General features: G+C 66.4%; 12 protein-coding genes and 1 tRNA gene. 4 read left to right on the top strand and 9 right to left on the bottom strand.

All coding sequences use genetic code 11. The annotated features are described in order from the left end of the window. Nucleotides 1-322: 322 nt before the first annotated feature. From GGR73_RS07320 to GGR73_RS07310, 3 genes are all read right to left on the bottom strand, one after another. A complete protein-coding gene (locus GGR73_RS07320; protein WP_184456243.1) occupies nt 323-2116 on the bottom strand; it encodes an acyl-CoA dehydrogenase C-terminal domain-containing protein in 1794 nt (597 codons plus the stop codon). Nucleotides 2117-2153: 37 nt separating this feature from the next. Beyond that, nucleotides 2154-2630 carry an NDR1/HIN1-like protein gene (locus GGR73_RS07315; RefSeq protein WP_039522095.1) on the bottom strand — a complete coding sequence of 159 codons (477 nt, stop codon included), beginning with the start codon at nt 2628-2630 and terminating at the stop codon, nt 2154-2156. A 138-nt stretch (nt 2631-2768) separates the two neighbouring features. Then, on the bottom strand, nt 2769-3305 hold the full coding sequence (locus GGR73_RS07310) for a lipocalin family protein (RefSeq protein WP_102251776.1): 537 nt from the start codon (nt 3303-3305) through the stop codon (nt 2769-2771). A gap of 179 nt (nt 3306-3484) precedes the next feature. On the opposite strand from GGR73_RS07310, the gene GGR73_RS07305 reads away from it, so the two are divergent. Continuing rightward, a tRNA-Phe gene (locus GGR73_RS07305) sits at nt 3485-3560 on the top strand. Nucleotides 3561-3811: 251 nt separating this feature from the next. After that, on the top strand, nt 3812-4003 hold the full coding sequence (locus GGR73_RS07300; protein WP_080931335.1) for a hypothetical protein: 192 nt from the start codon (nt 3812-3814) through the stop codon (nt 4001-4003). A 149-nt stretch (nt 4004-4152) separates the two neighbouring features. Here the strand turns inward: GGR73_RS07300 and GGR73_RS07295 are convergent, their stop codons facing one another. Then, the gene (locus GGR73_RS07295; RefSeq protein ID WP_184456241.1) at nt 4153-4812 is read right to left on the bottom strand and encodes a class I SAM-dependent methyltransferase; all 660 of its coding nucleotides are present in this window, start codon (nt 4810-4812) and stop codon (nt 4153-4155) included. 270 nt (nt 4813-5082) lie between these two features. Between GGR73_RS07295 and GGR73_RS07290 the strand changes: the two genes are divergently transcribed. Continuing rightward, a complete protein-coding gene (locus GGR73_RS07290; protein WP_039523025.1) occupies nt 5083-5415 on the top strand; it encodes an SMR family transporter in 333 nt (110 codons plus the stop codon). Between the two features lie 134 nt (nt 5416-5549). Further along, entirely contained in the window at nt 5550-7175 is a 1626-nt protein-coding gene (locus tag GGR73_RS07285; RefSeq protein WP_054592577.1) for a hybrid sensor histidine kinase/response regulator, read from the top strand. 262 nt (nt 7176-7437) lie between these two features. Here GGR73_RS07285 and GGR73_RS07280 read toward each other — a convergent pair whose 3' ends face one another. From GGR73_RS07280 to GGR73_RS07260, 5 genes are all read right to left on the bottom strand, one after another. Beyond that, entirely contained in the window at nt 7438-7716 is a 279-nt protein-coding gene (locus GGR73_RS07280) for an oxidative damage protection protein (protein ID WP_016902008.1), read from the bottom strand. 22 nt (nt 7717-7738) lie between these two features. Further along, on the bottom strand, nt 7739-8812 hold the full coding sequence (gene mutY / locus GGR73_RS07275; protein WP_184456239.1) for an A/G-specific adenine glycosylase: 1074 nt from the start codon (nt 8810-8812) through the stop codon (nt 7739-7741). A gap of 73 nt (nt 8813-8885) precedes the next feature. Next, on the bottom strand, nt 8886-9149 hold the full coding sequence (locus GGR73_RS07270; RefSeq protein WP_024937900.1) for a hypothetical protein: 264 nt from the start codon (nt 9147-9149) through the stop codon (nt 8886-8888). Beyond that, nucleotides 9150-10802, bottom strand: coding sequence for a signal recognition particle-docking protein FtsY (ftsY, locus tag GGR73_RS07265; protein ID WP_184456237.1), 1653 nt, complete (start codon nt 10800-10802; stop codon nt 9150-9152). 205 nt (nt 10803-11007) lie between these two features. After that, the gene (locus tag GGR73_RS07260; protein ID WP_024937898.1) at nt 11008-11724 is read right to left on the bottom strand and encodes an AraC family transcriptional regulator; all 717 of its coding nucleotides are present in this window, start codon (nt 11722-11724) and stop codon (nt 11008-11010) included. Nucleotides 11725-11835: the final 111 nt, after the last annotated feature.

The following is an 11835-nucleotide window of genomic DNA, read 5'->3' as shown; positions in this document are numbered from 1 at the left end:
GGCGGCGGAATCCTGCGGTGTTGCCGTAGGCGCGCACCCGGGCGCGAGGTCTTGCCGATCGGTACTGCCTCGTCGCGGCCAGGTCCGCTCCTACGACGGCGGCGGAATCCTGCGGTGTTGCCGTAGGCGCGCACCCGGGCGCGAGGTCTTGCCGATCGGTACTGCCTCGTCGCGGCCAGGTCCGCTCCTACGACCGCGGCGGAATCCTGCGGTGTTGCCGTAGGAGCGCACCCGGGCGCGACATCTTGCCGATCGGTACCGCCTCATCGCGGCCAGGTCCGCTCCTACGACGGCGGCAGCCCGCCGCGATGATGACGCTTGCTCAGGCTTCGCCGAACAACTCCGCTTCCAGCGTCATCAACGGCGCTGCGCCGCTGCGGATGGTGGCGGCATGGGTCAGCGTGCGCGGCAACATGCGTGCGAAGTAGAAGCGGGCGGTTTCGCGCTTGGCGCGCTTGAACTCCTCGCTGTGCGCGGAAGCATCGGCAGCGGCCACGCTACGCGCCCACCAGTACGCCAGCACCACATAGCCGGAATAGAACAGGTAGTCGTAGCTGGCGGCACCGAGTTCGTCCGGGTTGCGGGCGGCGCGATCGAGCACGTCGCGGGTCAGCATCGCCCACTCGCTGCACTTGTCGCGCAGCGGCTTGATGAACTCGGCCAGCGCGGCATTGCTTTCCTGCGCATTGGCGAAGGTTTCCACATCGGCCAGGAACAGCTTGAGTCCCGCCGCCTGGCTGGCAGCGGTCTTGCGGCCGATCAGGTCCAGCGCCTGGATGCCGGTGGTGCCTTCGTAGATGGTGGTGATGCGCGCGTCGCGGGCCAGCTGCTCCATGCCGTATTCGCGGATATAGCCGTGGCCGCCGAAGCACTGCAGCGCGTGGTAGGTGTTCTCGATCGACCACTCGGTCTGGCAGGCCTTGGAGATCGGGGTGAGGAAGCTCACCAGGGTCTCGGCGTCGGCGCGTTCCTGCTCGGTGGTGCCGCGGTGGGCCACATCGACCAGGCTGGCCGCGTGCAGCGCCAGCAGGCGGCTGCCTTCGGTCAGCGACTTGATGGTCAGCAGCATGCGGCGCACGTCCGGGTGCACGATGATCGGGTCGGCCGGCTTGTCGGGGAATTTGGCACCGCTGAGCGCGCGCGACTGCAGGCGCTCGCGGGTGTAGCGCAGCGCGTTCTGATACGCACGCTCGGACAGGCCGATGCCCTGCAGACCCACACTCAGGCGCGCGGTATTCATCATCGTAAACATGGCCTGCAGGCCCTTATGCGGCTGGCCGACCAGATAGCCTTGCGCGCCTTCGAAGTTCATCACGCAGGTCACCGAGCCCTTGATGCCCATCTTGTGCTCGATCGAGCCGCAGTGCAGCGCATTACGTTCGCCCACGTTGCCGTCGCGGTCCACCTTGAACTTGGGGGTGACGAACAGCGAGATGCCCTTGGCGCCGGCCGGTGCGTCCGGCAACTTGGCCAGCACCAGATGCACGATGTTGTCGGTGAGGTCGTGCTCGCCGGCGGTGATGAAGATCTTGGTGCCGGTGATGGCATAGCTGCCGTCGGCGTTGGGCTCGGCGCGGGTCTTGAGCAGGCCCAGGTCGGTGCCGCAATGCGGCTCGGTCAGGCACATGGTGCCGGTCCAGCGGCCGTCGATCAGTGGCTTGAGGAAGACATCCTGCTGCCAGGTTTCGCCGTGCTGGCGCAGCGCTTCCATCGCGCCGTGCGACAGCAGCGGGAAGTTGCCCCAGGCCAGGTTGGCGGCGTTGATCATTTCGCTCAACGGTACGCCCAGCGTGTGCGGCATGCCCTGGCCACCGAACTGCGTCTCGGCGGTGAGCCCGTTCCAGCCGCCTTCCACGAACTGGTCGTAGGCCGCACGGAAGCCGGGCGGGGTGGTCACCGCGTGGGTGCTCTTGTCGAAGGCACAGCCGATTTCGTCGCCGATGCTGTTGAGCGGCGCCAGCACCTGCGCGGTGAAGCGGCCGGCTTCCTCGAGCACGGCGTCGATGATGTCGGTGCTGGCGTCGGAATAGCCGAGCCGGGCGAACAGGGCCTGCGCGCCGAGCACGTCGTGCAGGGCGAAGCGGAAATCGGTCAGCGGGGCGGTGTAGCTGCTCATGCGGAATCCTTCAAACGAGTGCGGGAAGGCGTGCGCGTCAGCGCAGCACGCCGTTGAGGCCGGGGGCCGGGCTGAGCGTGTTACGTGATTCGACGCTGAAATCGCGCTGCTTCTTATCCTGCGGCGTCGCCCACACCGTGCCCTTGAGCGAGTAAGGCAGCGAGCGGCCGCCGGCGAGCACATCGGCCACAGTGAGACGGCCCAGCGAGGTCGGCTGCACGCTGACGGTCACCACGTCGGCGGTTTCCGGGCCGATCGAGATGCCGACGCTCTGGTCGAGCTTGCCGGCCAACTGATCGCCGGCGGAAATCTCCAGCGCCACGCGCTCGAACTGCATCGGGATGCTGCTGTAGTTCTGCAGCCGCAGATCGACCGACCAGGAACCATCGGCACGCACGGTCAATTGCTGGATGCTGGCGGCCGGCTCGGACACGCGGCGGACCGCACCGCCGCAGGCGCTCAGCAGCAGGCCGCAGGCCAGCGACACGATCAGGAGACGGTAGGCACGACGCATGTACTGAGGTCCTTGGCGGGTGTAAGGCGGCGCCAAGAATACTACGCAGTACGGACGCTGCCTTGCTGCCTTGCGGCGTGTCCGTGCGCAGGCGTTGCGGCACACGACGCAGCACGGCCTGCGTTCAGGCTGCTGGCGTCAACGCAAGGGCGCAGCCACGATCAGCGGCGACAGGTCATAGCCCATCTGCGTGGCCTGACGCTTGAGTTGCTCGAGCTGCGCGCGCGGCATCTGTGGCGAGCGCGACAGGATCCACAGGTATTTGCGATCCGGCTCGCCGACTACCGCCCATTGGTAGTCCGGGTCGAGCGCGATCACCCAATAGTCGGCCCACACCAGCGGCAACCAGCTCAGCCACTCCGGCGCAAAGCGCACCTGCAGCTGCCCGGGCCGGCCCTCGACCGGCCGTGCCACTCCCTCGGCCTGGGTCAGCTCGCCATCGGCGCTGCGGCAGCCGTTGCGCACGCCGATCAAGCCATCGTCGCGCAAGGTGTAGCTGGCGGTGATGTCGCTGCGGCACTTCTTCTGGAACGACACCGGAAGATGCGCGATCTCGTGCCACTGCCCGGCGTAGCGGGAGATGTCCAGTTGCGGCACTGCGCGTACCGGCTGTTGGGCCGCGGCCATCAACGGCAGCAGCAAGGCGAACGACAACAGCAGGCAGGGCAGGCGCATGACACTCTCCTCGGGATCTGCGCAGGCTAGGCCATGCCGCCTTCCGCGCGGTGTGAACCGATGCAGGAAAGCGCGGTCGCCGCGCCGGCCCGCAACAAAGTTCATCGCAACGCTTGCTCAAACTGCGCCTGCTCGCTATGATGCGCGTCCTCGCAACGCAGGCAGCATGTTGCGATAGTGGCCGAGTAGCTCAGTTGGTAGAGCAGGGGATTGAAAATCCCCGTGTCGGCGGTTCGATTCCGTCCTCGGCCACCATTTCCACGCCTTCGTTCGCAAGGCGTCCCGGCAATCGCCGGATGTGCAAACTCTCTTCCTTGTTTTGTCGATGCCACGTTGCGGCGATTGCTGCGGATGGACTTGTTGCGTTTGCCGGCAGACCTGGCGCCTGCGGCGGCGGTTTTCCACGTGGTCTTCAACTGCGCGTGGCGATACTTCCGGGCATGACGCACAGAACACTTCGACGCACGTTGATTCACGGCTACTGCGGTGAGTTCCGCGTGGAAACGATGGAAAGTCAGGCACCTGGACAGACCCAGTGGTCGTCGACGGCGTTTGTGTATCACCGCGACCATCCTTCGCCGATCGCCACGATCGAAGGCGCAGGGCAGGGCGAATACCGCGGCGATGCGCGCGAGCAGGCACTGCGCGTGGGTTCCTGTCTTGCCGAGTTTCTGGACCCGAAGGAATACCGGCTCTGACGACTTGGCGCCCGCTCTACGGCGCCAGGCTCGCCGATGCGCATGAGCGGGCGCCAGAAGCGCAAGGCCGATCCGTGCAGGCCGATCGCGCTGTCTGCCGATACGTCTGCACCCGAGTCACGCGGCAGGGACACCTAACCCGCTGCGGGCTACCAGTTGTCCATGTTGCGCCGGTAGACGAACAGGCGCGGCGCCTTGGCCACCTGCGCTGCGGCCTGGCGTTCGCCGGCGACCAACGAAAACCCGATGTCCGCCAGCATGCGCGAGAGCGCGTTGGCGTTGCCGCGGCCCGGATCGCTGATGACGATCTCGCACGAAGGCCTGGCCAGCGCGGGAATGAGGCTGGCCAACATGGTGGCGTGGCGGGTTTCATACAGCACGTCGCTGGCGATGATCATGTCGAACTGGCCCATGTTCAGCGCGCCGGCATCCCAGTCGAGCCGGCGATACGGCACCGAGTCCAGGGAGTTGAGTGCGGCGTTGTACGCCAGGAACACCTCTGCCAGCGGGTGATGATCGCTGGCGACCACGTCGGCGCCGCGCCGGCGCAACACCAGGCTGGCCAGCCCCAGGCCGCAGCCGAGTTCGAGAATGCGCCGGCCTTCGATCGGGCGCGTGGCCATTGCTTCGGCCAATAGCTGGCCGGCAGGCCAGACCTGCCCGAACAGGCTCCACTGCGCCGAGGAGATGCCGGCATCGGCCGCACTCTCGTCCGGATCGGCGTATTGCTGTTTGTCGGCAAGTGCGCGGATGACGTAGGTCAGTTGCCCGAAGGTCAACTCGTGAATCTGGGTCTGGTAGCCCGGCATGGTGGCATCGCATGATTGCCAGAGCCTGCGCTGGCTGGAAAGACGCGCGCAACGGCGCCAGAACGGCCGAATGAAGCGCAAGAGCTGCTTGCTGCCTGTGCATGCTACGGCAAAACGACCGATGCACCTGCCTGCCAGTGCCGGTCCACCGTGCCTGCATTAGCCTGCTTTCAGCAAGCGACGGCGCGGGCAATGGCGCACAGCGGCGCGCTTGCAAGCAAGCCGGTGCCTGCGGCTATGGTCGCCGCATTCCACGGGCAAGGTGCGGCGATGAAGAACTGGATATTCCTGGCAATCGCGATCTGCGCAGAAGTCACCGCCACGGCGGCGCTCAAATCGAGCGAAGGCTTCACGCGCATGTGGCCATCGCTGCTCACCGTGCTGGGCTACGGCATTTCGTTCTATTTCCTGGCGCTGACGCTGCGCGTGATCCCGGTCGGCATCGCCTACGCCATGTGGTCGGGCGCGGGCATCGTGTTGATTTCGCTGGTGGCCTGGGCCGTGCACGGACAACGGCTGGATGCGCCGGCGCTGCTGGGCATGGGCCTGATCGTGGCCGGTGCGGTGGTCATCAACGTGTTTTCCAAGGTGGCGCCGCATTAGCGCGTGCTGCCTGCCGCACGCCGGGTTGCATCGGCGAGCGCGGCCGTACGGGAAAGGCTCATGGATGTGAGGAATCAACTCACCGGCCCCAACTAGACTATCGCCACGGGAATGGCCCCGCGGAGAACATGCACTTGAACGATCCTGGTAACGGAGAGCTGCGGGCGCCTCATATCAGCGAATCTCGCAGCCTGCCTGTGGAGAAGCATCGCTCGGATATCTTTTTTGCCGCGGTGGAAACCACGCGCATGCCGATGACGGTCACCGACCCGCACCTGCCCGACAATCCGATCGTGTTCGCCAACCGGGCGTTCCTGGAAATGACCGGGTATTCGTCCGAGGAGATCATCGGCAACAACTGCCGTTTCCTGCAGGGCCCGGAAACCGATCCGGCCAGCGTGCAGGACGTGCGCGAGTCCATCGAGCAACGCCGCGAATTCGCCACCGAGGTGCTGAATTATCGCAAGGATGGCTCCTCGTTCTGGAACGCGCTGTTCGTCTCGCCGGTGTTCGACGAGCAAGGCAACCTGGTCTACTTCTTCGGTTCGCAGCTGGACGTGAGTCGTCGTCGCGATGCCGAGGACGCCTTGCGCCAGGCGCAGAAGATGGAAGCGCTGGGGCAGTTGACCGGCGGCATCGCGCACGATTTCAACAATCTGCTGCAGGTGATGTCCGGGCATCTGGAAGTGATCCAGATGATGGTCTCCGGCGATGCCGCCAGGAATGCCGAACGCATCGCCTTCAGCGCCGAACATGCCGCAACCGCCGCGGCCAAGGCGGCCACCCTGACCCAGCAATTGCTGGCGTTTTCGCGCAAGCAGAAATTGCGGGGGCGGGTAGTCAATCTCAATGGCCTGGTGTCGGGCATGAACAACATGGCCGAGCGCACGCTGGGGGGCGGCATCAGCCTGCGGCAGTCGCTGGAAGAGGGGCTGTGGAACTGCCAGATCGACACCACCCAGGCCGAAGTGGCGCTGTTGAACGTGCTGATCAATGCGCGCGATGCGATGGCGCAGTCCGAGCGCAAGGAAGTGACCGTGCAGACCCAGAACGTGGAAATCACCAGCCACGATCTGGCCATGCACCACCAGTTGGCGCCGGGTCGTTATGTGAGCATTGCCGTCAGCGACACGGGCTTGGGCATGCCGCCGGAGGTGGCCAGCCGCGTCATGGAGCCGTTCTTTACCACCAAGGACGAGGGGCAGGGCACAGGCCTGGGTCTGTCGATGGTGTACGGCTTCGTCAAGCAGTCCGGCGGCACCGTGCGCATCTACAGCGAAGTGGGCGAAGGCACCACGGTGCGGTTGTATTTCCCCGCATCTAACGAATTCGAGAACGACCTGCAGGCCGTCAAGAGCCGTGCCATCGACAAGGGCGGCAGCGAAACCATCCTGGTGGTGGAAGACAAGCAGGACGTGGCGGTGGTGGCCAGGATGTTCCTGGAAAACGCCGGTTACCGCATTCTCTCTGCAGCCAGCGGGCGCGAGGCGATCGAGTTACTCGAGCAGCATGCGGAAGTGGATGCGCTATTCACCGATCTGATCATGCCCGGCGGCATGAATGGCGTGGTGCTGGCCCGCGAGGCGCGGCGCATGCTGCCCAGGATCAAGGTCCTGCTGACCACCGGTTATGCCGATGCCAGCATCCAGCGCACCGACGTGGGCGGCGCGGAGTTCGACGTGGTCAACAAACCGTATACGCAGAAGGAGCTGCTCAAGCGGATCCGCATGCTGCTGGACGGGCCGACCGGCGTCGGTTGAGGCGCACGCATCCGGGCGGTGCAATGCCCGGATGTCGCCTGCAGATGGTCGCTGCGATCGTGTAGCGGCTGCTGCGCTGCAGGTCTATCCTGCGCTGCGCTCTTTTTGTCCTGTCTAAAGCCGCGGCCAGCAGTGCCCGGCCCGAAGGAAGTGTTGCGCAGGATCTGGAGGGCATGCGTGATGCATGCCGATCCCGGTTACCGGCCGCGCCCGCCCGGCAGTGAGCGCAGTGGTCTGTTGGCCGCGCTGAATCCCGACGTGCTTATTCTTCGCTCATCGGCGCGACATAGCCATCCGGCTTGTCGGCATTGCGTTCGAACAGGAACTTCTGCAACTCGGCTTCGAGAAACGCGCGGTGCTTGGGGTCGCGTGGCGACAACCGGTTTTCGTTGATCAGCATGGTCTGATGCGCCAGCCAGGCCTGCCATGCGCTCTTGCCGATCTGCGCGAACACGCGCTGGCCGAGCTCGCCGGGATACGGCACAAAATCCAGGCCTTCGGTGTCGCATTGCTGGTACTGGCAGAACACGGTGCGGGACATGCGGATTCCTTTGAGTGCGCGCCTAGAGGGCGTCGAGCAGTTTGCGGATCGGCGCCGGCAAGCCCAGCGATGCGAGATCGGCGCGGGCGACCCAGCGCAGGTCGTCATTGTCGCGTACCGCCGGGCGCAGTGCGACCTTGCCGAGGCGCAACGGCTGCAGATGCAGGCGGTAGTGACTGAAGGTGTGCACGATCAGCGGCAGTTCGTCGGCGCGGTCGTAGTTGCCATCGATGTGTTTGTCGAACCATGTGCGCATGCCACTGTCGGTCTCGGCCTGCGGCAGCGTCCACAGCGAGGCCCAGATGCCGGTCGGTGGGCGGCGCTGCAGCAGGATCTGTCTGTCAGCATTTTCCAGCAGCAAGGCGGTGGCTTCGCGCTCGGGCAACGCCTTGCCGGGCTTGGGCGTGGGCAGTGCGTCCACCAGGCCATCGCGGCGCGCCACGCAATCGTCCTGCAGCGGGCACAGCACGCAGGCCGGTTTGGCGCGTGTGCATAGCGTGGCGCCGAAATCCATCTGCGCCTGGGTGTAGTCGGCCAGGCGGCCGGCCGGCACCTGCGCCACATGCGTCGTCGCCAGTTGCCATAACTGCTTTTCGATCGCCGGCAGGCCGGGGTAGCCAGCAATGCCGTGGAAGCGCGTCAGCACGCGTTTGACGTTGCCGTCCATGATCGCGAAGCGGTCGTTCCAGGCCTGGCTGAGGATCGCGCCGGCGGTGCTGCGGCCGATGCCGGGCAGCGCCAGCAAGGCATCGACATCGCGTGGCAGCTCGCCATCGTGCAGGGCGACGCATTGCCGGGCTGCGGCATGCAGGTTGCGTGCGCGTGCGTAGTAGCCCAACCCGGCCCAGTGCGCCATCACGGTGTCGTTGTCGGCTGCGGCCAGGTCGGCCAGGGTCGGAAAGCGGGCGACGAACTTGTGGAAATACGGAATGACCACCGCAACCTGGGTCTGCTGCAGCATGATTTCCGACAACCACACCCGGTAAGGCGCGCGCGGATGTTGCCAGGGCAGGTCGTGGCGGCCGTGGCCGTCGAACCAGTGCAGCAGGCGGTCGACAAAGGCGTCAGTGGTGGCAGTGGCGTGATCGGCTGGCATGAGGTCTGCTGGCGAAGGGGGCGATGACGTCGGGCGGATGACGCCCGGCTGTGCGCGTATGGCGGTAGGCCGATCAGTGCAGCGGAAACGCAAGTCCAACCCGGCATTGGTCGCAGAAGAAGCCTTCATCGCCAGGCCAGTGCGGTGCGGCCGGTGCATGGTAATGGACCAGCTCCGCGTTGCGCCGCGCCTGCTTGCGCAACGCCGCCGGCAATGGCTGGGCGAACTCCAGCACACGCTTGGCGCGCGACCAGTCGCCGGACACTCCCCGTAGCGTGCAGCCTGCCTGCAGCGCCTGCGCGCACAGCGCTTGCAGATGCGGGCAGGCCTCTGCCACTCAGCTGCCCAGTGCTTCCGGCAGCAGGGCGTCGACGAAGGCGACCGGGTCGAACACGCGCAGGTCTTCCGGGCGTTCGCCGATGCCGGCGAAGCGGATTGGGATATTGAACTCGCGCGCCAGTGCGAACACCACGCCGCCCTTGGCGGTGCCATCGAGCTTGGTGACGACCAGGCCGGTGACGCCGACCGCGGCATGGAACTGGCGCAGCTGCGAGATGGCGTTCTGGCCGGTGGTGCCGTCGATGACCATCAGCACCTCGTGCGGTGCGGCGGCATCGATCTTGCCGAGCACGCGGCGGATCTTGCCCAGTTCGTTCATCAGCCCGGTCTGGGTGTGCAGGCGGCCGGCGGTGTCGGCGATCAACACCTCGGTGCCACGCGCCTTGGCGGCCTGCAGCGCGTCGAACGCCACCGAGGCGGCGTCGGCATTCTGCCCCTGCGCGATCACGGCCACGCCGTTGCGATCGCCCCAGGCCTGCAGCTGCGCCACCGCCGCGGCGCGGAAGGTGTCGCCGGCGGCCAGCATCAGGCTGTTGCCGTCGTCCTTGAAGCGCTTGGCCAGCTTGCCGATGGTGGTGGTCTTGCCGACGCCGTTGACGCCGACGGTGAGCACCACGAAGGGCTTGGCCGAGCGGTCGATGACCAGCGGTTTGGAAACCGGCTGCAGCAGCGCGATCAGATCGGCGCGCAAGGCCTTGAACATCGCCTGCGCATCGGCGAACTCGCGCGACTTCATGCGCTTGCGCAGCCCTTCGACCAGGGTGGTGGTCGCGCCGATGCCGACGTCGGCGGTGATCAGCGCGGTTTCGATCTCGTCGAGCAGGTCGTCGTCGAGCTTGGGGTTGCGCGAGAACAGACCGCCGAAGCTGCGCGCGAAGCTGCTGTTGCGCAGGCGGTCGCGCCAGCCAGGCTTGCCGGCCGGGGCGGCAGGTAGCGCATCGCGCTGGCCGACGATGCTGTCGTTGTCAGAACTGGCCGGCACTGGGGCGCTGATCACGGCCGGGGCGACGACGCTGGGCGCGGCGGCAGGCAACGGGGCGACGGCCGGTGTCACTGCGGGCGCAGCTGTTGCGGCGGCAGGTGTCACGACAGCGGGTGTCACGACAGTAGGCGTGGCAGCAGGTGTTGCAGTCGACGGTACGACTGCGGGCGCGGCGCCTTGCGCAGGCGTCGGTGCCGGCGTGCCTGCCGGCTGCGCGGGTGCGCTGTGCGGCGGCACGACCACCGGTGGCGGCACCACTACCGTGGGTGCGTGCGGCGCGGCAGACGGAAGCGGATCGGGCAGCGCCTGCAGGGCCGCAGGTGCCGGCGTGGCCGGCGGCGTGGGTGCATTGGGGACTGCAGCAATGCTCTGCGCCTGGCCAGTGCGCGCGGCGATGTCCTGGGCAAGCTGGTCGGCCGGTGACGCGGCCGGCGGCGTTATGGCTGGCGTCGGCGTTACCGCATCGCTGCGTGCCGGTGCAGCAGGCGCGGGCGACGCTGGTGTGGCCGATGTGCCGGGTTCGGCAGTCGGCATTGCCTCGACCGGCGATGCCGGGGTGGCGGCAGACGGCGCGGTGGGGAATGCGGCTGCCAGTTCTTCCAGGCTATAGCGCGAGGTACGCGCGCTGTCGGGCGTGGTTGGCTTGTTACGGCGGAAAAAGCTGGCCATTGGCAACGCGGTAGGGGAAACCAGAAAGTCTACCATCCGGGCCCGGGGCCGCCTTGACGCGACCTTCAGCGCGGCCCTGCCTGTGCCACCTCCTGCGCGTCGCGACAGCGGTGCAACGACCTGCGCAAACTACATCGCCGCAGTATCGCCAATGCTGCCGAATTCGGCATTTGTGCCAGCGGTGTGTCAGCGTGTGTTTGCGCGCCTACAACTGCCCCTTGAGCGCACGGTAATCGCGCGGGGTCATGCCGACGGTTGCCTTGAACTGACGCGCGAATGCGCTCTGGTCGGCAAAGCCGCAGCGTTGCCCGATGCTGGCGATGCTGTCGTCGCCGTACAGCAACCGCATCGCCGATTCGATCCGCAGCTTGGTCAGCAGTTGCTGCGGGGTCACCTGGAACACGCGGCGGAAGTGCCGTTCCAGCTGCGCCACCGACAGGCCGGCCAGGTCGGCCAGGCTCTGCACCCGCAGGTTGTCGCCGAAGTTGGCCTGCATGTGATCCATCACCTGGCTCAGGCGCTCGTACGCCGAGTGCCGGCTGTCGGGCTGGCCCAGATCGCGCGAAATGCCGACCACGCCAATCACTTCATTGGCCTCGCACAGCGGGCGCTTGAAGGTCAGGCACCAGCCGGGCAGGCGGTTGGGATACAGATGCACCTCCAGCTGGTTGTCGATGAGCTCGCCACACAGCACGCGGCGGTCCTGCATCATGTAGCTGCCGCCCAGCGGCAGCGGGAACACTTCCAGTGGCGAGCGGCCGATGATTTCGCTGCGCAATTTACGTCCGAGCCGGCGCACCAGCGTCAGGTTGCAATGGGTGTAGCGGCCCTCGCTGTCCTTGATGAAGAACACCACGTCCGGCAGCGCATCGAACAGCGTCTGCATTTCCAGCGCGGGAAGGTTGAGGTCCATCGGCGTCATGGTGGCGGTCACGATTGACGGCTGCACGAAAGGCGCAGCCCTGTATTGATCCTAGCGCAAACGCGGGGCTGTGAACCGGGTTGTCGATTGTGCGGATTTCCGCATTTGCAA

It is taken from the genome of Xanthomonas sp. F14 (assembly GCF_014199865.1).
The sequence above is the reverse complement of the archived record's forward strand: the minus strand, read 5'-3'. Positions and strand labels throughout refer to the sequence as shown.